The following is a 19,664-nucleotide window of genomic DNA, read 5'->3' on the forward strand; positions in this document are numbered from 1 at the left end:
TCACGCGCGCGCCCTCACAGGATTCCCTGCTGCTTCATCTGCAGGAAGATGAAGTAGGCCAGGACGACGAAGATCAGTGGGAAGAAGAACAATACCAGTGGAAGCATCATCTTCACCGGGGCTTCCAGCGCCAGTTTCTCGGCCCGCAGGAAGCGTTCTTCGCGGCGCTGCATGGCCTGCGAGCGCAGCGTGTCGCTCAGGCTGGCTCCGACCCGGTCGGCCTGGATCAACGCGCTGGTGAAGCTGGTCAACTGCGAGATGTCGGCGCGATCAGACATGCGGCGCAGGGCTTCGGCGCGCGGCAGGCCGGCGCGCAGGTCGCGCAGCATGCGCGAGAATTCCTGCGAAAGCGGGCCTGGGGGACCCTTGTCGACCGACTGTTCGATCGCGCCGGTGATGTTCAGGCCTGCCTCGACGGCCATGGTGATGAAGTCGAGAAAAATCGGCAGGTCACGGACCACGTGCTTGGAGCGTGCCTTGCGCCTTTCGCCCAGCCACAGTGTGGGATACATCCAACCGAACGGCGCACCGAACGCCAGCGCCATCAGCACAGAGCCGAAGCCGAACTTTCCCAGCAGGATGATGGTGAGCAACAGGAAGGTACTGGCAACGGCGGCGGACACAATGCGCGCGCCATACAATTCCTCCGGTGACAGCACGAAGTCCTGGCCAGCCGACTGCAGGCTGCGGTGCGCCCGTTCCAGCTGCGCGGAAGACAAGCGGGGTCCAGCCAGGCGCGTGGCGACGGTGATCAAGGGCCACAGCACGCGGAGCAGCAGCGGCAGCGGATCCTGGTAGTTGCGCTGGTCCACTTCCACCGACTGCACCAGCCCGCGCAGTGCAAAGGCCAGCAGGCCCACCGCGGCGGCAGCAAGCAATGCGACGAGGATGAGCAGCGGGTTCATATGTCGATCGTCATGATTTTGCGGCACATGCGGTAGCCCAGATACTCGAGCACCGCGATCAGGCCCATGACGCACCAGCCGATGAAGGTGTGGAACATGGGGTTCATCGTTTCCGGGTAGAACAACACAAGGAAACCGACAAGGCCGGCCGGCAGCATCGCCATGACGATTCCCTGCAGGCGTCCCTGTGCGGTCAGTGCCTTGACCTTGCCTTCCATGATGAGCTTGCGTCGCAGCGTCTCGGCAAGCGTGGACAGGCTTTCGGCGAGATTGCCGCCGACCTCGCGCGAAATGCTCACGGCGGCCACGAACAGTTTCACATCGGCAATGGGCACGCGGGCGGCAAAGTTGTCCAGCGCCTCCTCGGTACGCACTCCCATGTGCTGCTCGCGCAGGACCAGGGCCAGCTCCTGTGCCAGAGGAGGCAGGCCATCATGGGCAAGTGCCTCCAGTGCGGGATTGAAGCCGACACCGGCCTTGAGGCTGCCGGAGAGCATCAGCAGGCCATCCGGCAGCTGCTGCTGGATCTGGTCGAGACGGCGCTGCTTCAGCCACAGGTAGATCTTGCGCGGCGCCACGGCCAGCAGCACCAATGCGAGGATTGGCAGCAGCAGATTGCCTCCGGTGACGATCCACAGCAGCAATGGGATCGCCAGCAGCATCACCGCATTGGTCCTGAACAGCACGCGTGGGTCGACGAAGAGAAACATGTCGGCCAGATTGATGCGGGCCTGGTCCATGAAGTTGGCGCGGTAACGGTCCAGGAATCCGGTGCTGGCACGCGCCAGCAACAGCACCGAGACCGTCACGCAGGCAAAGCACAGCAGGGCGACCAGCAGGATGTCACTCATGCCGCCGTCCCCCGGTGCGGAAGATGTCCAGGTCCACCGACACGCCGCGTTCGGCAAGCTCCTCGTAGAACTCCGGCACAGCGCCGGTTGCGATGAACTCACCCACCACCTTGCCATCGCGCCCGGCACTGGAGCGCGCCTTGAACAGGAAGACGTCCTGCAGCTGGATGGTTCCGCTTTCCATGCCGGTCAGTTCGGTGATGTGACTGACCTTGCGCGAGCCGCAGGGGAAGCGCTTCTGATGGACGATCAGATCAACGGCCGACGAGATCTGCTCACGCACGACCGTCATCGGCAGTTCCATGCCGGACATCATCACCATCACCTCCAGGCGTGAAAGCGCCTCGCGGGGATTGTTGGCGTGGGCAGTGGTAAGCGATCCTTCGTGACCGGTGTTCATGGCCTGCAGCATGTCCAGCGCCTCGCCACCACGGCACTCGCCCACCACGATGCGGTCAGGGCGCATGCGAAGGGCGTTGCGTACCAGATCGCGGATGGAAATGTGGCCCTTGCCTTCCATGTTGGGGGGACGTGCTTCCAGGGCGACCAGGTTGGGCTGGACGAGCTTCAGTTCGGCCGCGTCCTCGATGGTGACGATACGGTCGGTATCGGGAATGAAGTTGGAGAGAATGTTGAGCAGGGTCGTCTTGCCGGAGCCCGTGCCGCCGGTCACCACGATGTTGCGCCGTTCGCGTACGGCCACGATGAGGAATTCCAGCATCGGTTGGCTGAGGGACCCGAAGGTGAGCAGGTCCGTTCCCTCCAGCTTGCGCTTGGCGAACTTTCGGATGCTGATGCTGGGGCCACGCAACGCGACCGGTGGAATGATGGCGTTGACGCGGGAGCCATCCTTCAGTCGCGCATCGACCATCGGCGAACTTTCGTCAATGCGCCGACCGAGCGGCGTCACGATGCGCTCGATGGCCGACAGGACCGCGCGATCACTGGTGAAGACAATGGGCGACCGTTCAATGCGGCCGGCGCGTTCAATGAAGATCTGGTCGTGTGCGTTGACCATGATTTCCGTCACCGTGGCATCGTCGATCAAGTCTTCAAGCGGGCCCAGTCCAATGGCCTCATCCAGCACTTCCTTGGCCAGCCGGCGGGGATTGATGGTCTTCGGCAGCTCCGCGAACTCGCGCTGCATCACTTCGTCGATCAGTTTGATCGTGGCGTTGCGCAGCGACTCATCGTCCATGCTCCGCACGTCCAGTCGGCGCAGGTCCATCTGCTTGACCAGGGAGGCATGCAGCTTCGCGCGATAGACCGCCATGTCCGGCGGCAACTCCTCCGGCCGCGCGAGCTGGCGTTCGGCGGATTGCGGTGCCGGGGCAGGTGCGGCTGCCGGCGCAGGGCTGGACGCCGCTGGCGCATCGCTCGCTCCGCCGGCATTGAAGTTGCCCGCGTTGGCGGCGCTATCGGGTGGCGGGTCGTCGTCCACCACCTGCAGCAGATAGTCACCAATCTGCACGCGATCGCGGCTGGTGAGCGGGCCATGGCTGCCCTTGACCTGTTCGCCATTGACCAGCACCGGTGAGCGACCGCCAAGGCTCTCGATGAAGATGCCCTGGTCCTCGCGCTTCAGCGCCGCATGGCGCTGACCGATGCTCCAGCCCTGCAGGACTACCAGGTTGCCATCACCGCGGCCGATTCCGCACTCGCGGTGCAGGCATCGGACGCGGCGCTGGTCGCGATTGGGCGTATCGATGAGGATGTTGAACATGCGCCGGCTCCGGTTACTGCACGAAATTCTTGTTCCTGCGCGGCATGGCCTCCTGGCCACGCTCCTGGATCTGCCGCCCCCGCTCCAGGCCGTCGAGGTTCTCCTGCGAGCCAGGCGTCACGATGCGTGGGGTGACGAACATCACCAGCTCTGTGCGGTTGCCGCGGAAGCCGTCGGAGCGGAACAGCTTTCCAAGCACCGGGATGTCACCCAGCAGCGGAAGACGCTTGGCATCCTGCTGCGCGGTGGAGTCGATCAGGCCAGAGATCACGATGGTTTCGCCGGCGTGGACATTGATCTCCGACTCCGTGCGACGGGTGGTGAAGCCCGGCACACCCTGCACCTGCACGGTCGGATCGATGCGGCTGACCTCGGCCAGGATGCGCGTGGAGATGTCCTGGTTGAGGTTGACCAAAGGCTCGATGTCGAGCTTGATGCCGTATTCCTTGTAGTCCACCGTGACCTGGCCAAAGCCCTGCGGCACCGGAATCGGGACTTCGCCACCGGCCAGGAACTTTGCCTGGCCGCCGCTGCGGGCACTGAGCTGGGGCGAGGCGAGCAGGAACGCCTTGCCCTTGTTCATCATCAGGTTGATCGCCGAGCCGATCTGAGTGGCGATGCCGAAGAACGCCTGCGTTCCCTTCAGCTTGTTGGGCAGCAGCACGCCATTGGCCGGGCTCTGCTCGGGCGTCATCCGGTAGTAGTTGTTGTTGGTGAAATCCTTGACGACGCCTGCCACCGGGCCGCGGATGACGTTGTCCCACTGGATGCCGAGTTCTTCCAGCGCGTTGCTGTCGAACTCCATGATCCTCACGTCCATCTGCACCATCGGGCGCATGCCCACCGGATCGGCGGTGGTGAAGTTCAACACCGTCGGATAGATCTTCTGAATCGCGTCGATGCGGCTGCCGACACCCGGGTTGATGTCCTGGCCGGTGATGACGACGCGGTCGGCAACGGCATGCACGCTGATCTTTTCCACGTCGGCCAGCAGGGTACGGATGGTGTCGGCCAGGCTAACGGCATCGTTCTCGGAAATGTCCACCTGCACCTGCAGTTGCTTTCCGTTCTGCAGCCACAGGTGCACCGTGGTGGAGCCGGCCTTCATGCCCATCATGATCAGATCGCGCGGGCCGACATTGGTGACTTCGAGCATCTCACCGCTACCCACGGCCACACGCTTGAGTGGGCTGGGCAGCGTGTACACAGCAGCCTGGCCGGCGTAGATGCGGGCGCGGGTCGGCAGTGGAACGGCGGGCATGGCTGTAGCGCTGGTGCGGTAAGCCGGGTCGGGCACCGGCGACGGGAAGGTATTGCGGCCTCCGGGGACCGGGGCGTGGTTGGCGGTCGCCTGCGGCTGCGCGGGTACGACGGTGCGTGGTGCAGCGGTGACCGGCACGGGTGTCAGCTGTGTGCCGGTGCTCTGCGCCGTGGCCAGTAATGGTGCCGTTGCAACGGCGATGGCCGCAGTGGCTGCGATGAAGCTGCGGATTCCGTTATTCCTGCGCATTCGTCGACCCTTTTCCCCCGATGATGAATTGCACACCGGCACCGCTCTGGGTGCTGGTGCCGAGCAGTTCCCTCTGCGTCATGCCATTGAGGCCGAACGCGCCGCGATCCTCCACCTGGCGGAGCATCACGCGCATCGACCCGGCCTTGGCCGCGACCGTGAGTCGTTGCGCCTGGGCCGGCGTCAGTTCCAGGGTGATGTTCGAATAGCCCTGCTGGTCTTCGGAGGCCGGTGTCTCACCGACACGGTTGCCGGTAGCCAGCACGTTGATGTCCTCAAGCAGGGGCAGCACCCTGGCGCCGGTCTTTTCCTGCTCGACGGTCAACAGGATGTCGACGTGGTCACCGGGCGCGATCATGCCGGAGATCGAGTTGGTCTCGTCCACCTGCAGGGTGTAGCCCACATTGCCCTTGGCGATGACCCGGGAGAACTGGTCGTACAGCGGAACCAGCGCGCTGGCGCCCAGTGGAGCACCTTCGCGGATCGGGGCACGCAGCATGCGCCCGCTGTACTCGGATACGTTGTCCGGTGTGATGGCATCGGCGGGAGGCAGGTCGGCGGGGACTTCACGCACCGCAAGATCGGCCACGGTGACGATGCTCCCCGGTTCCATGTCGGTCTTGGGCACCGCCACCGGCACGGTTTCCACCGGCGGTGCCGCGCGCTCATTGACCGCCTTCTGCACATAGCGCACAGCGACCAGCGCAGCCACCAGACCCAGAGCGAGGGCGACGACGATGAAGACCACGTTGCGGTTGGCTTTCAGCGGAAGCGCCTTCATACGACTCCCATCGAAAGCATGTAGGTGAACCCCTGATAGGCCTTGCGCAGCGAGTCGATCAGCTCAAGCACGATGTTCGGCTCGGCAACGAGCACGAGCACGCCTACCGAAGCGACCACCGCGTACTCGATCAGGGCGGCCCCGCGCTGGCGGCGCAGGGACGGAGGAATGGGTTTTCTCATGGCGACGGTCTCAGTGCTGCGTCTGGTTGACGACAATCGAGGTACCTTGCTCGTGTCGGTTGAAGGTCATGGTCATTTCCTGCTTCCCCTTGCTGTAGCGGACCACGCACTGCAGCGCGATCATCGAACATCCCGCGGGGCCTGAACTTCGGCTCCATCCTTCGGAGGGAAGGCGGCTGGCATAGAAGGCATCGGTCTGGAATGGAGAAAGCGTGCTTTCCATGGACAGACTGCGCCCGGGCGTGTCCAGGTAGGTGATGTCATTGATCACCTGGGTCCCGGTCGGTTTCGGGAAGTCAGCGCCGGCGGCGGTGTCGGGCTTGCGCTTGAGCAGGCGGGTGATGCCGATCTGCGCTTGGCTGCCGCTGCCCTTGGTCGATACCTCAACGGTCACGTAGTGCTCGCCCTGCGCATGACCGATCACTGTCTTGCCGCCGACCTCGTTGATCACGGTCTGTCCTGGCCATTCGCGGTTGTAGTAGCTGACGATCGACGACACCGGCAGCGATGACGTGAAACGGGAGATGCGCATGGGCAGGCCGTTGTAGATCATGTCCTTGGAGACCCATTCGCTCTGCACGCCATCGGGCTCGGGAACGTCCGGCCACGAGGCTGCCAGGGTGGGGCCGGCAAGCAACAGGGCGGCCAGTGCCGCGAAGAGATCAACGCGACGGCGCATAGGCAGGCAACTTGTCGACAGGAACCACGTCCGGAGCGATGTAGCCGGGATCAAGCCTGCTCAGCGTTCCGATCATCGGGATGCCGGAGAGGCCATCGAAGGCCTTGGCGATGCCGGCCATGTGCTGGGACGGGACCAGCGGCTTGACCTGCGCGATCACCGAGCGCGGTGAGTTGACCTTGAGTCCGGAGCCCGCTGCATTCCACGGATCGGCCAGCACCACATGAGTTGCCTGCAGCTTCAGGCCCAGCGAGTCGAAAGGTTCCAGGTACGCGGCCGCACTGCCATTGGCACTCTTCAGGTCCTGCACGTCCAGCCGCAGCTGGGCCTGGGTCAGGCCATTGCGGTTGGGCGGGAACGAACCGAACATCGAGGTCACGTCGCTGATCTTCTTCATCATGCCGCCTGCCGACGTGCTGGTGTAGGACACCAGGGCGAGGTCGCCGCGCCGCACCAGCGGCTGGTTGGAGAAGGTGTTCATCAGCACGTCACCGACCGCGGCATCGCGTGCGCCGGTCTGCGGTTGGCTGACGATCGGATCGTCGGCGCGTCCGAAGTAGCGGTCGACGGCGAGGTCGCGTTGGCGGCCGCTTGCCGGCAGCTTGTAGTCCGGTGATACCGTGGCTTCCCATGCGATCGCGCGTGCGGCCTGCTGGGTGGCCTGGCGGGCATGGATGTACTTGGCCAGGATCGGGATCAGCAGAAAGATCGGCACCAGCACAGCGCAGAGCACCGCCACTTCGGTGAGGCTTTGGCCGCGCTGCTGGCGCGAGCTGCGGAATGGGCGTTCCCTGTCCATGGCTACCTCAGCAGGTCATTGTTGGGAGGAAGGTTCGCGCGGCACCGCAAGCTCGCTGCGCTCGAAGGGCTGGCCCACGGTCATGCGCTGCGTGGTCAGACGGATGCCATTGCCGTCCAGGGGTTCCTGCTCCAGCACAATGGCGTAGCGGCTTGGGCGATAGTCGTTGAGCGCACCGGGCGTGAAGCCCCAGGGGGCACCGGCCGACCAGACGCACTGGCGGAAGCGCCCGTTCTCGTCATTCCACTCGTTGCAGGGCTGACCGGCGACCTTGCGGTTGCCCGCGCGCCGGAAGCCGGGGGATGCACTGGCTTCGTCCGCATCGGCAGCAAAGCGCGCGAGCCCATCGCTGTCGGCGGGTGAGCGGCTGTGTTCTCCCGTTGCCAGATCGACCTGTTCCAGACCTGATGCGCTCTGTGCTTCCTGCAGGCCAGTGGTTTCCAGCCGGAACTGGCAACTGGTCGAGGGGCCATCGTTGAGCAGGCGCCACTCGCGGGTACGGAAGACTTCCTCATCGCTGGAAAGCCAGGCTTCATAGCGGATGGTGCCCAGGCGGGCGACGTCGGCATCGCTCAGCGCACGCGTCGGCAGCCCTGCTGCCTGGCAGTCGCTCAGTGCCTGCTGGTAGCTGGTACGTGCGGCGTTGCGACCATCCACCAGGGTCTCGGCACGCTGGTCGAGATGGATGCTGGGCATGTTGCTGGCCGCGGTGGGGCCGCCGTTGTCGTTGGCGTTGCCGCATCCGCTGAGCAGCAGCGCGGCGATCGACAGGTGCAGGCGGTTGAATACAACAAAGGTCATGGCATCAAGGCTCCGGCTGCCGCCAAGGCAGCCTTGGTGGTGGCGTCGGTCTTGACCAGTCGCGCCTGCCAGTACGGGCTGAAGAGATTGCCGGTCTCACGCTTGCGGTCGTCACGACTGAACATGCGCAGTTGCACCGGGCGGTCGAAGAACACCTGTGCAGAAGAGAGCGCGGCAATCTTGTCGTTGGCCATCTTGTCCGGCAGCTCCATCTGCGAACCGGCGGGACTGCCGATGCCGGCGCCCGTCGTGGTGCGCGCGCTGGCCGCCGCGGTTTCGGCGTAGATGGTGAAGACCGGGCCCACCTTGTCGCGGTCGCGATCATTGTCGGCATAGGGCTGCAGTGCCTGGCCGCTCTTGACGTCGTGATAGTCGCGCAGGCCGTTGTAGCCGGTGAAGAAAGCTCTGCGGTGCTGGCCATTGGCGAAGCGGACGTTGGCATCCTGGCTGCGGTCGACGATCCATGCTGCGCCACGGTTGCGGCGTACGGCTTCACCGTAGGGACGATAGCGGCGGCGGTCCCAGTCCGAGTACCAGCCGTTGCCGTTGCCGAAGCCGTTGAGGAAGCGTTGGTTGCGATAGCTTTCCACGGCTTGTGAACCACCCCAGCCGACCGGGATGTCGATATTGGGAATCGGCCATGGCAGCGGGAGCTCCACGGCCATGGTGTCCAGCGCGGCCCAACGGTTGTAGTCGACCATGTCGGTACCACCGGACTGCACCAGGAACCCGAGGAAATCATCGCTGCGGCTCTTGCTGAAGCCATCGCGGGACTGCATCACCACATTGCGGAAGCGATCAGCGCCCTGGCGTTGCGTGGCCGATCCGCCATTGGCGGTGCGGGGAATGCTATAGCGCTGCAGCAGGCGGTTTTCGGCCGTGGCCAACTGCGTGCCGAGCACCGCCGTGCCGATGGTGCCCAATTGGGCCTGCGGCGAGTTGCGCTGCAGGACATCCTTGGCGATGGTGTAGCTGTCCAGTCGCGATACACCCTCGATGACGAGCTGTACCGACGCGGCGAACATCATGTTGAGCTTGTCGATGGCAATGACGGCTGCCTGGGCGACAGGCTGGAAGGCCTGGCGGGTGACCTTGAGAATGCGTTCGGCAACCTTGAAGGCCGTTGCCAGTGCCTTGAACACCACACCGATGTAGGGGATGGCGGAGAGCACATCCAGCGTGGTGCGGATCACGATCGATGTGGTGTGCATCTGGTTCAGCCACGAATAGAGGCTGATCGTCTGCGCCACGGCCACTTCGTTGGCAACGCGGGCACGGTTCATGTAGGCCGCGTAGTTCAGTGCGCGTGCCTGCTGGATCGCGACGCTGTAGGCGGCGGCGTCCGCGGCGTTGACCAGTTCGACCTTCTTGTTCACCACCTGCCCGGTGTTGAACAACAGGACAATTCCGATGCACAGGACCAGGATGAGTGCCAGCCCGAGAACCATTGCCTGACCGGCGACCGTGCGGTGGCTGGAAACGCCCCGGGCCGCACGGCTTCGTGCCAATGCCAATGCCAATGCGCTGCGCATATCTGTTTCCTGGGCTTTTCAGGCCATGGGTGACCGTCGCGCGCCGAGTGCGGTGCACGCAGGGAGATAATGCAGGGAGGGGCCCTGGCGGCGTCATGCCGCCAGGGCAGGGGTATTACTTGTTGTTGTACGCGTCCATGCCCTTGGTCTTGTCAGCTTCCTGCTGGGCGCTGTTGGACTGGTTCTTGGCGCGGTTGATCGACTGCGTCGCGCTCTGGCCGGACAGTTCTTTCGACATGCCCGCCACCTGGCTGCGAACCGTGCCTCCGAAGAAGGTAACGGCCGCGATCGCGGCAATGGCGATCAGTGCGGTGATGATGATGTACTCGGTCATGCCCTGACCGGCCTGCTTACGGGAAAAACGGATGTGACGACGGCTGCGTTCCATGTATTTCCTCCTTGATGGCAGGATTATTCCCGGAGATGCGGGGTATGGATTTACCCGCTGTGGGAGATCCTGATTAATGGCAGGGCGAGGTAAAGACAGGAAGCACACACCCTGGTTCGTCGAAAATCTGTCGCTAGTTCGAGAACGGGGTCAGCCTATCGACAGAAAATTGACGTTACAAGTCAGGTTTTCCTGAATTGTAGTGAAATGTGTCGAAATGTGACGCGGGGCACGGATTAACAATTGCCTGCACATTTTCGCGCCAAAATTGAGCTAGATGCGCGCGTAAAGTAGAAAAAATTAACATTAAATTGTCATATTTATGACATTTGGATCTTCGCGCGGGTGCGCGTGCGTCGGAGATTCGACGGGTCGGAAAGGTCGTGTTCTGAACGCCCCGGGCAACGCATACGCGATGACTGAAGGAAGGGTTTGCCGCGTTCAATGGCGGTCATGTTCCGATCGGAAACATGCTGCAAGGAAGTTTGGCGTCATAAAAAAAAGCACATGCGATGCATGTGCTTTTTTCAGGAAACGGACCGTAATGCGGACGTAGTTTCAGCGTTTGACCAGTTCCACACGACGGTTCTCTCGACGACCGCCTTCGGTTGCATTGTCTGCGACCGGTTGGCTCTGGCCATAGCCCTTGGCGGTCAAACGATCAGCCGCGATTCCATCACCAACCAATCGATTGCGTACCGCTTCAGCACGCGCCTGTGAGAGCTGCTGGTTGTGCGATTGACTGCCGCTGTTGTCGGTATGGCCTTCCACCGACAACCGGAGCTGTTCATCGGCTTTCAGCAGTTGGGTGACCTGCGCAATCTGTGGTTCGGAGTCAGGCAGGATCTGGGCAGCATCGGTTGCGAAATTGACATGGATGGAAACCTTGCCGCTGCTGTCCAGCGCTTGCTTCAGGGCATCGGCCTGGATCAGCTTGGCAGTGATCTGCACCGGTTTTGTTTCCGCAACGAGCAGGCCACCTGCGCTTCCACCGGAACCCAGATGGATCCAGATGTCGCGATCCTCGCGATGGATGACATAGGTTTCTGCAGGTTCGTTGTAGATATCGCCGATACCGCCGACATAGGTGATCGCGGCCTTGCTGTTGCCGATGTCACGCGAGGCATCGGCAGGAATGGTGCCGGAGAAAATGCGCTTGCCGCCGAGTGCCTCGACCAGGCTCTGCACATTGCGGCTGAGTTCCAGTTGCGAGTACGGGTGATCGCTGCCGCTCTGCAGGACCGAAGAGTAGATCTTGCCTTCGATCCATTCCACACGATCGCCGGTCCAGAATGGCACGCGGTCGAACTCGCTCTGTACAACGTCCTGGCCGGTATAGCCTTGCGGCAGTCCGAGATAGGGGAAACTTCCCAACGCAGATTGCGATACGGGCAGGTCGGCGGCATTGAAGGAATGGGCCTTCTGGCTCTCGCCGGCGGCCGAGGGCGCCGGCGTCGAAGGCCGGGCGGTGGCGCCGGGCGGAGCAGGGGACGCGTCACTCGCAGCCGGTACGTCGGCCGAACGCTTGCAGGCAGCCAATGCCAATACGAGGCCGGTCACCAGCACGCATACGCGTAGTTCTGGCCGTGTCGATCCGGGTGTCCGCATCATGAACGCACCTGCCTCATCAGTTCGCTGCAGACTTCGGTGCTGGGCTTGTACTGCCCCTTCTTCCAGGCGTCGGTGATCTTCTTCTGCGTCTGCGCTTCGGCGGTGTCGTAGGTTCTGTCGAAGCCCGCTTCGCTACCGAATATGGTTTTTGCCTGCGCCTTGTGGCTTGCGCGCAGCTTATCTGCCTGTGCCGCGGTCGCACCGCATGCCAGGGCGTTGCCCGCATGCGTGCCCCCCAATGCACCGAACTGTGCCGTACCGCCGCCTTGTGCGGTGGCGGCGCCGCTGCCGATCAGCAGGGCCGTGGTGATCACTAACTTCGTCCTGACATACCGCATGTTGATGTTCCTCATCCGGCCCGATAGCGGGCATCAATCCCCTGTGCCCCGAGCATAGCAACACGGGATGAGTGCCAGCGTGTCGTGGCATCGCCTCGACACAGTAGTGCAACGTCGGTGGCCGGGGGAGGACAGACGAACCCAGGAGGGGCGGTTGGCAGGGTATCCACGCATGGCGTGGACCTACTGATGGATCTGGAGGACAAGCCACTCTGTTGAGGGGCGGCCCCGAGGGGAACGAAGCGCGCAGCGCACTTCGCGTCTGCCAGCCCGCCAAATAAAAAAGCCGCCCAGTGGGCGGCTTCTTCATTTATCTGGCGGAGAGAGGGGGATTCGAACCCCCGAAGCGCGGTTTAGACGCTTACACACTTTCCAGGCGTGCTCCTTCAACCACTCGGACACCTCTCCGGATCCCTGCCATCGGCAAACGCCTCAGCAGGGGCGCAGATTCTAGCGGGCTGCGCGGCCAGACACAAGCACCCCGATCAGCCGCCTGTCGGGGGCATTGGAGGCGAGGGGGCTGGACAGGCGTGGCACAATGGAACATCCGATGGAAGACGGTGGCCTGATGTCCTATCTCGTCCTTGCCCGCAAGTGGCGTCCGAAGCGTTTTGCCGAGCTGGTAGGCCAGGAGCACGTGGTCCGTGCGCTCAGCAATGCGCTGGACAGCGGCCGGGTCCACCATGCGTTCCTGTTCACCGGCACCCGAGGCGTCGGCAAGACCACGATCGCGCGTATTTTCGCCAAGTCGTTGAACTGCGAACAGGGCACCAGCGCCGATCCGTGTGGTCAGTGCGCGGCCTGCCTGGATATCGATGCGGGTCGTTACATCGACCTGCTGGAGATCGACGCCGCGTCCAATACCGGTGTGGACGACGTGCGCGAGGTGATCGAGAACGCGCAGTACATGCCTTCGCGCGGCAAGTACAAGGTCTACCTGATCGACGAAGTGCACATGCTGTCCAAGGCAGCGTTCAACGCGTTGCTGAAGACCCTGGAAGAGCCGCCGGAACACGTGAAGTTCCTGCTGGCCACCACCGACCCGCAGAAGTTGCCGGTCACCGTGCTCAGCCGCTGCCTGCAGTTCAACCTCAAGCGGCTGGATGAAGACCAGATCCAGGGCCAGATGACCCGCATCCTCGCTGCCGAGGAGATCGAAGCCGACGACAGCGCGATCGTGCAGTTGGCCAAGGCCGCCGATGGCAGCCTGCGTGACGGGCTGTCGCTGTTGGACCAGGCGATCGCCTATGCCGGCGGCGCGCTGCGCGAGGACGTGGTGCGCACGATGCTCGGTACGGTCGACCGCACCCAGGTGGCGGCAATGCTCGACGCCCTGGCCGAGGGCGATGGCCCGCGCCTGCTGCAGGTGGTGGCCGCGCTGGCCGAATTCTCGCCGGACTGGAGTGGCGTACTGGAAGCGCTGGCCGAAGGGCTGCATCGCATCCAGGTGCAGCAGCTGGTGCCGGGTGCCGCCCCGGCTGCCGAAGGGCTGGACGCGGCGGCGTTTGCTGACCGCCTGCGTCCGGAAGTCGTGCAGCTCTGGTACCAGATGGCCTTGAACGGTCGTCGCGACCTGCCGTTGGCGCCAAGCCCCCGCGCGGGCTTTGAAATGGCCGTGCTGCGCATGCTGGCGTTCCGTCCGGCTGCAACGGTGCCGCCGGTGCCGAAGGTGGTGGAAGGTGCTGTGGGCGGAACCCAGGGCGGCAATGCTGCCGGAGGCGGGGCCGGTGCCGGCAGCCATGACGTGACTCCAAAGGCGGCCGCTGCGTCAGCCAGTCCGGCCATGGCGGTGGACGCGGCAGCGCCCGTACAGGCTGCGCCGCGCGAGCCCGAACCGGAACCTGAGCCGGCCCCGCAACCTGAACCTGAGCCGACACCGGAGCCCGAACCGGTTCCGGTGGAAGAGCCGGAACAGCCGCCGCCGGTGAAGGCCGAGGCTGCACCTGCGGTCGCGAACCCCGCTGCGGCCGACGATCTGCCGCCGTGGGCCACTAACGAATCCGAGGCCCGCGACGAGGCACTGGCGGCCGAAATGGCCGGCCCGGAGGCCGCGATGATCGCGCCCTGGCATGAGCCGCCTGTCCCGGCCGCTGTGCCTGCCGAAGCCATGCCTGCCGGGCTGGAGCGTCCGTTCCGTGCCGAGGGCATTGCCATCGCCCCGGCCGAGCCGGCGCCGCAGGACGGCATCAGCGAGCTCGCGACCGCTGAGGACTGGCTGGATCTGGTCGCCAACAGCGGCCTGAGCGGCCCGTCTCGGCAGCTGGCTGCCAATGCCGCGTTCATCAGCTGCCAGCGTGGGACCTTGAAACTGGGCCTTTCGCCCGGATTTGAATACCTGCGCTCGGAGCGCGCGCTGACCGCCCTGGGCGAGATGCTTGAACGCGCGCTTGGCCAGGCGCCGAAGATCGTGGTCGAGACCGTGGAAACCGAACACGTTCCGGCCGAAACCCTGCATCAGCGTGCCGATCGCCAGCGTGGCGAGCGGCAGCAGGTGGCAGAAGCCGTTTTCATGGACGATCCGGAAGTGCAGGTGCTGATCCAGCAGCACGGCGCCCGGGTTGTTTCCGATTCCATCCGTTCTTTTGACGAGTAAGACACCATGCGCGGAAACATCGCCCAACTGATGCAGCAGGCCCAGAAGATGCAGGAGAACCTGCAGAAGGCCCAGGAAGAAATCGCCAAGATCGAGGTGACCGGCAGCGCCGGCGGCGGCATGGTCAGCGTGACCCTGACCGGTGCCAAGGAGTGCCGCAAGGTGCGCATCGACCCGTCGTTGGCCAGTGACCCGGAGATGCTGGAAGACCTGATCGCCGCCGCCTTCAACGATGCGTCGAACAAGATCGATGCCGAGTCGAAGTCGAAGATGGGTTCGGCCACCGCCGGCATGCAGCTGCCGCCGGGCATGAAGCTGCCGTTCTGATGGCGGGTAGAGTCGAGCTTGCTCGACTTTACGAACAGCAGTCGAGCGAGCTCGACTCTACAAGTCTCCGCCGGGCATGCCCGGCACCATGAAAGCGCCCCACCGTGTCCGCACCCCTGCTTGAACAACTGATCGATGCATTGCGGGTGCTGCCTGGCGTCGGTCAGAAGACGGCGCAGCGCATGGCCTACCACCTGCTCGAGCGCGAGCGCGAAGGTGGGCAGCGCCTGGCTGAAACGTTGGCATTGGCGGTGGAGCGTATCGGCCACTGCGCGCAGTGCCGCGACTTCAGTGAAACCGAACTGTGCCCGACCTGTGCCAACAGCAGTCGCGAGCGCAGCCAGCTGTGCGTGGTCGAATCACCGGCTGACCGCCTCGCCATCGAGAACGCCACCGGCTTCCGCGGTGTCTACTTCGTGCTGCAGGGTCGGCTGTCGCCGCTCGATGGCGTCGGCCCGCGTGAGCTGGGCCTGGAACAACTGGAGCAACGCCTGGCCGAAGGCGAGGTGCAGGAGCTGATCATCGCCACCAGTGCCACCGTGGAGGGTGAAGCCACCGCGCACTACCTGGCTCAGCTGGCGCGTGCGCGTGTCGTGCAGCCCAGCCGACTGGCGCAGGGCCTGCCGCTGGGCGGTGAGCTGGAATATGTTGATCGCGGCACGTTGTCGCACGCGTTCGGAACGCGCAGCGAGTTCCGCGATTGATTGCAGGCCGGGCATCGCCCGGCGTGGCCGGCCTACAATGCGGACGACATTCCCGCCGAGGCCGACCATGAGCAACGAAACCCTCTTCAGCAAGATCATCCGTCGCGAGATCCCGGCCACCATCGTCTACGAGGATGAGCAGGTGCTGGGCTTCAAGGACATCGCGCCGCAGGCGCCGGTGCACGTACTGTTCATTCCGAAGAACGAGATCATACCGACCCTGGACGACCTGCAGCCGTCGCAGGCGCATCTGATCGGCAAGCTGGCCCTGGCTGCCGCCGAGTACGCGCGCCGTGAGGGATTCGCGCAGGACGGTTACCGCATTGTGATGAACTGCCGCGAGGACGCCGGGCAGACCGTATTCCACATCCACATGCACCTGTTGGCCGGTGGGCAGCTGGGGCATTTCGGCGCACCGGGGCGTTGATGCCGCTATCCACGCATGGCGTGGATCTGCCATTGCCCTGCAGTAGATCCACGCCATGCATGGATGAAAAAGGCCGCCCGAGGGCGGCCTTTTCCGTCACGCGTGCCGGCTGGCGATCACCACCAACCCCAGCGACCATAGCCGCCCCAGTACGGGCCATACGGACCCGGGCCCCACGGGCCATAGGGGTAGGGCACCACATCGACCTGGCGCTGTTCCGGCCACAGGTAGATCACATCGGCCGACAGCTTCGGCAGGCGATAGTCGTAATCGCCAATGCGGGTGTTCTGGTAGCCATCGATCTTGCCGATGAAGGTCACGTCACGACCGGCCTCGAACACGGCCGGGTCGTAGAAGCCGGCACGGCAGGCAATGAAGCGACCGTCGCTGGCATCGGACGAGGTGGTGTTCGGGCGGCCACTGGCGTTGAGCGGGCGCGAGATCATCTGGAAACAGGTCTCGCCCTGGCCGGGCTTGGTTTCGATGATGCGACCGCCCCAACGGACCGGTGTGCCGACCTGCTGGGTGGCGACCGAGTCGCGGGGGGAAACCAGGCTGAACTGTCCCTGCAGCGGCTTGGGGGCCGTGGCGCAGGCCGACAGGGCCAGCGTGGCCACAGCGGTGAGGAGAAACTTGGTGTTCATGGGGAGGCTCCGGAAGTCGGGCGATGCCTGCGCAGGTCCCGCAATAATGAAGCGAGGTCGGTGCAAGTTCCAGCGTAGCGCGCGTCGGCGAAACGCTGGCTGAGTGCGAGCAGGGCCGGATCGGGGTGCCGGGCGTGCACCCGCTGTGCCCAGTCGCGTGCGGTCTCGTGGGGTTCGCGGGCCAGGCCGAGGCGGGTGTAGCGTCGGCCCAGGCGGTGCCAGGCGCGCAGCAGCGGGTCGCGCTCGCGCTCGCCCCGGGCCAACAGCCAGGCCATCCATGCCAGCGCCAGCAATGCGGCGGCCACGAAGCCGGCAATCAGCTGCGCGGGCCCCAGATCATCCAGCCCGAACGGCTTGAGCAGCTGCTGCTGTCGGCGCGCGTCGAAGGACAGTACCAGGTCGTTCCAGCCGCGGCGCAGCCAATCGCCCATCTGCCCCAGCTGCAGCCAGCGCTGCTGCAGCGGAGTTTCCGCGCCAGCCTGCAGGCGATCATCCAACGTGTCCAGGATGCGTTCGGGTGCCACGGCTGCCGTGGGGTCGACCCGGACCCAGCCGCGGTGCGGCAACCAGACCTCGGCCCAGGCATGGGCATCCATGCGCCGCACCACCCAGTAGTCGCCAATGCGGTTGCGGGTACCGCCGGCAAAGCCGGTCACCACCCGCGCCGGGATGCCAGCGTTGCGCATCAGCACCACGAACGCCGAGCTGAAGTGCTGGCAGAAGCCCGCCTTGTAGTTGAACAGGAAATCGTCGACCGGGTCGCGCCCCGCCATCGGTGTTTCCAGGGTGTAGGAAAAGTCACGGGTGATCCACTGCAGGGCTTGGCGGACGATGGCCTCATCGTCGTTGCCGGCCTGCTGCCGCCATTGCTGGGCAAGCTGGGCGGTGCGCGGGTTGAATCCGGCGGGGAGCCGCAGGGCGGCACGGCGCAGCGCGGGCGGCAGCTCGCTCTGGAAGCGCTGTGGCGGTGCCGAATGCAGCCGCCAACGGGTAAGGGCTGACAGCGTGCGGTCGCTGCGCAGGCTCATGTCCGCATCGAAGCTGCTGCCTTCCGGTGCCCGGCTGGGCAGGTCCAGCGCCACCAGCACGCGGCGATCGGTGGGTTCGTAATCGATCTGATAGTCCCAGCCCTGCGCAGTGGCTTCGATCACCGGGGCGGCCCGTCGCGCGCTGGCGGCGTCGCGGGTCCAGCGGTGGCCATCGAAGGACGTCAGCACCGGGCCGCGCCAATAGCGCTGGGCGGGCTCCGGCACCGCGCCGAAGAACTGCACGCGCAGGGCCGGAGTGTCATCGGCCATCAGGTCGAGCCATTGGTCCGGCGCCATGCTGTCAGAGAGGCCAGGAGTACCGACCGCGCGCTCGGGTACGCCCCACAGTGGCGAGGAAAGCCGGGGGAACAGCCAGAAACAGGCCAGTGCCAGCGGCAGGCCGATCATCAGCAGCCGGCCCACGCTGTGCAGTTGTCCGCGCAGTGGCAGGCGCTGCGCATGCCCTTCGTCTTGGGCAAGGCGCTGCAACGCCAGCAGCGCAGCGACCGCGGCCAGTGCCGCCAACCCGGTGGTCAGCGGCCCCTGGTCAAGCAGGAAGGCGGCGAAGGGGGCGAACAGGGCGAAGCCCAGCAGGCTGCGTGCGTCACGCAGGCTGCGCAGTTCGCTGGATTTGATCGCCAGCATGGCCGCCAGCAGCGCACAGCCGGTGTCCCGGCCAGGCCGCACCATGCCCATCTGCCAGACAATGGCGGCGAGCATGCCCAGTACCAGCAGCAGGCGGACCGGCATTGGCAGCACGCGTCGCCATGACAGTGCTGCGGTCAGCACCGCTGCGATCGCGATCACCATCGCCAGCACGGGCGGCAGCTGCAGCAGCAGCGGCAGCAGCGCCAGCGCGGCGCTGGCCAGGGTCCAGCTGCGGGCGTTGCGATCAAGCAGTGCGGCAGGCTCAGTCATGGGGCATCAACGCCAGTGCACGCAGGCACAGGTGGTGGTGGGCGGCGCCCTGGCCGGGCCCGAACGGCGGATGTGCGGGCAACAGCAGGGTGTAGCGGCGGCCTTCGCGCTCGGCCATGGCGACCCAGCGCGTCAGCCGCGCGATGCGTGCTTCGTGACCCAGCGGCGCCAGCATGCGCCAGTCCAGCGCCACTTCGATGCCGACCGGCTTCTCATACTCGCGCACCAGTAGGCTGTCACGGCGTGCCGAGTGCTTCCAGGCGATGCTGCGTGGCGCGTCGCCGGCACGGTAGGGACGCAGCTGGTGAAGCTCTTCGCCACTGGCATGGGCGCGGGTGTGCAGCGGATCGCTGCCACTCTCGGGCAGCGCCGGCGCCAGCGCTTCGGCCAGCGGGTAGACCAGCAGTGGCTGCTCGGGCCACACCCACGACCACGCCCGAACCAGTCCCAGCGGCTGGGTGCTGGACAGGCGGATGCGGGGCAGTTCCAGCCAGCCGCGGCGTTCGCTGGGGATGTCCAGCTCCACTTCGCCACGGCCGTGTGCAGGCAGCGAAACCCACGCCTCGCTGCCGCCCAGCTGCAGGTGCAGCCCGTGGCGCGCGCGCGGGTCGCGCAGTGACAGGTCCACGCGCAGGCGCAATGGCTGCCCCGCCGCAACCGGTTCGGCGGAGATCGCGTCGATCTGCACGCCGGACAGCTGCAGGTGCGCGGCGATGGCACTGGCGATCGCCGCTGCGGCCAACAGCAGGGCCAGCAGCAGGGCTGGATTGTTGTTGTAGTTCAACGCGCCCAGCAGCATCGCCGACAGCAACGTGGCCACAAACAGGCCGAAGCGGGTCGGCAGTACATAGATGCGATGGCGGTCCAGCCGCTGTGGCAAGGCTTCAGGCCTGCGCGGGCGTGCCAGCAGCTGCATGCGTGCC

Annotated in this window: 20 protein-coding genes and 1 tRNA gene; 4 read left to right on the top strand and 17 right to left on the bottom strand. The window is 65.0% G+C overall.

The window, feature by feature from the left end; genetic code table 11:
* Positions 1-14 precede the first annotated feature (14 nt).
* The 14 genes from ABH900_RS10335 to ABH900_RS10400 form a co-directional block, all read right to left on the bottom strand.
* Positions 15-905 carry a type II secretion system F family protein gene (locus ABH900_RS10335; RefSeq protein WP_429622759.1) on the bottom strand — a complete coding sequence of 297 codons (891 nt, stop codon included), beginning with the start codon at positions 903-905 and terminating at the stop codon, positions 15-17.
* Positions 902-1,756 (bottom strand): type II secretion system F family protein, encoded by an 855-nt coding sequence (locus ABH900_RS10340; protein WP_429622760.1) that lies wholly within the window; start codon positions 1,754-1,756, stop codon positions 902-904. Before ABH900_RS10340 ends, ABH900_RS10335 begins: the two co-directional genes overlap by 4 nt.
* Positions 1,749-3,479, bottom strand: a complete 1,731-nt coding sequence (locus tag ABH900_RS10345) for an ATPase, T2SS/T4P/T4SS family (RefSeq protein ID WP_429622761.1) — start codon at positions 3,477-3,479, stop codon at positions 1,749-1,751. Before ABH900_RS10345 ends, ABH900_RS10340 begins: the two co-directional genes overlap by 8 nt.
* 13 nt (positions 3,480-3,492) lie before the next feature.
* Positions 3,493-4,989, bottom strand: coding sequence for a pilus assembly protein N-terminal domain-containing protein (locus ABH900_RS10350; RefSeq protein WP_429622762.1), 1,497 nt, complete (start codon positions 4,987-4,989; stop codon positions 3,493-3,495).
* Positions 4,976-5,770 carry a Flp pilus assembly protein CpaB gene (gene cpaB, locus ABH900_RS10355; protein ID WP_429622763.1) on the bottom strand — a complete coding sequence of 265 codons (795 nt, stop codon included), beginning with the start codon at positions 5,768-5,770 and terminating at the stop codon, positions 4,976-4,978. The genes ABH900_RS10350 and cpaB overlap by 14 nt, the downstream gene beginning before the upstream one ends.
* Positions 5,767-5,952, bottom strand: coding sequence for a hypothetical protein (locus tag ABH900_RS10360; RefSeq protein WP_429622764.1), 186 nt, complete (start codon positions 5,950-5,952; stop codon positions 5,767-5,769). Before ABH900_RS10360 ends, cpaB begins: the two co-directional genes overlap by 4 nt.
* Positions 5,953-5,962: 10 nt before the next feature.
* Complete coding sequence (locus tag ABH900_RS10365; RefSeq protein WP_429622765.1) at positions 5,963-6,631, bottom strand: hypothetical protein; 669 nt, start codon at positions 6,629-6,631, stop codon at positions 5,963-5,965.
* Complete coding sequence (locus ABH900_RS10370) at positions 6,615-7,430, bottom strand: TadE family protein (RefSeq protein WP_429622766.1); 816 nt, start codon at positions 7,428-7,430, stop codon at positions 6,615-6,617. Before ABH900_RS10370 ends, ABH900_RS10365 begins: the two co-directional genes overlap by 17 nt.
* A gap of 15 nt (positions 7,431-7,445) precedes the next feature.
* Positions 7,446-8,231 (bottom strand): hypothetical protein, encoded by a 786-nt coding sequence (locus ABH900_RS10375; RefSeq protein WP_429622767.1) that lies wholly within the window; start codon positions 8,229-8,231, stop codon positions 7,446-7,448.
* Positions 8,228-9,763, bottom strand: coding sequence for a pilus assembly protein TadG-related protein (locus tag ABH900_RS10380; RefSeq protein ID WP_429622768.1), 1,536 nt, complete (start codon positions 9,761-9,763; stop codon positions 8,228-8,230). The genes ABH900_RS10375 and ABH900_RS10380 overlap by 4 nt, the downstream gene beginning before the upstream one ends.
* Before the next feature lie 115 nt (positions 9,764-9,878).
* Positions 9,879-10,151 carry a pilus assembly protein gene (locus ABH900_RS10385; RefSeq protein WP_100439467.1) on the bottom strand — a complete coding sequence of 91 codons (273 nt, stop codon included), beginning with the start codon at positions 10,149-10,151 and terminating at the stop codon, positions 9,879-9,881.
* 558 nt (positions 10,152-10,709) lie between these two features.
* Positions 10,710-11,717 (bottom strand): OmpA family protein, encoded by a 1,008-nt coding sequence (locus ABH900_RS10390; protein ID WP_429622769.1) that lies wholly within the window; start codon positions 11,715-11,717, stop codon positions 10,710-10,712.
* Positions 11,718-11,758: 41 nt separating this feature from the next.
* Positions 11,759-12,076 carry a hypothetical protein gene (locus ABH900_RS10395; protein WP_429622770.1) on the bottom strand — a complete coding sequence of 106 codons (318 nt, stop codon included), beginning with the start codon at positions 12,074-12,076 and terminating at the stop codon, positions 11,759-11,761.
* A 339-nt stretch (positions 12,077-12,415) separates the two neighbouring features.
* Positions 12,416-12,508: transfer RNA gene (locus ABH900_RS10400), tRNA-Ser, on the bottom strand.
* Positions 12,509-12,650: 142 nt separating this feature from the next.
* Here ABH900_RS10400 and dnaX point away from each other — a divergent pair.
* The 4 genes from dnaX to ABH900_RS10420 all read left to right on the top strand — a co-directional run bounded on the left by dnaX (position 12,651) and on the right by ABH900_RS10420 (position 16,151).
* The gene (gene dnaX, locus ABH900_RS10405; protein WP_429622771.1) at positions 12,651-14,693 is read left to right on the top strand and encodes a DNA polymerase III subunit gamma/tau; all 2,043 of its coding nucleotides are present in this window, start codon (positions 12,651-12,653) and stop codon (positions 14,691-14,693) included.
* A 6-nt stretch (positions 14,694-14,699) separates the two neighbouring features.
* Positions 14,700-15,020, top strand: a complete 321-nt coding sequence (locus ABH900_RS10410; RefSeq protein ID WP_004154630.1) for a YbaB/EbfC family nucleoid-associated protein — start codon at positions 14,700-14,702, stop codon at positions 15,018-15,020.
* A 104-nt stretch (positions 15,021-15,124) separates the two neighbouring features.
* Positions 15,125-15,724: a recombination mediator RecR gene (gene recR, locus ABH900_RS10415; RefSeq protein WP_429622772.1), complete on the top strand. Its 600-nt coding sequence runs from the start codon at positions 15,125-15,127 to the stop codon at positions 15,722-15,724.
* 67 nt (positions 15,725-15,791) lie between these two features.
* Positions 15,792-16,151: a histidine triad nucleotide-binding protein gene (locus tag ABH900_RS10420; RefSeq protein WP_429622773.1), complete on the top strand. Its 360-nt coding sequence runs from the start codon at positions 15,792-15,794 to the stop codon at positions 16,149-16,151.
* A gap of 116 nt (positions 16,152-16,267) precedes the next feature.
* On the opposite strand, the gene ABH900_RS10425 is transcribed toward ABH900_RS10420, so the two are convergent.
* From ABH900_RS10425 to ABH900_RS10435, 3 genes are read right to left on the bottom strand one after another with little or no spacing between them, the layout of a single operon-like run.
* A complete protein-coding gene (locus ABH900_RS10425; protein WP_008265847.1) occupies positions 16,268-16,795 on the bottom strand; it encodes a Slp family lipoprotein in 528 nt (175 codons plus the stop codon).
* Positions 16,792-18,741 (bottom strand): transglutaminase TgpA family protein, encoded by a 1,950-nt coding sequence (locus tag ABH900_RS10430; RefSeq protein ID WP_429622774.1) that lies wholly within the window; start codon positions 18,739-18,741, stop codon positions 16,792-16,794. The genes ABH900_RS10425 and ABH900_RS10430 overlap by 4 nt, the downstream gene beginning before the upstream one ends.
* A complete protein-coding gene (locus tag ABH900_RS10435) occupies positions 18,734-19,657 on the bottom strand; it encodes a DUF58 domain-containing protein (RefSeq protein ID WP_429622891.1) in 924 nt (307 codons plus the stop codon). Before ABH900_RS10435 ends, ABH900_RS10430 begins: the two co-directional genes overlap by 8 nt.
* Between the last annotated feature and the right edge of the window lie 7 nt (positions 19,658-19,664).

It is taken from the genome of Stenotrophomonas sp. AN71 (genome assembly GCF_050435725.1).
In the GTDB taxonomy this organism is placed as follows: domain Bacteria; phylum Pseudomonadota; class Gammaproteobacteria; order Xanthomonadales; family Xanthomonadaceae; genus Stenotrophomonas.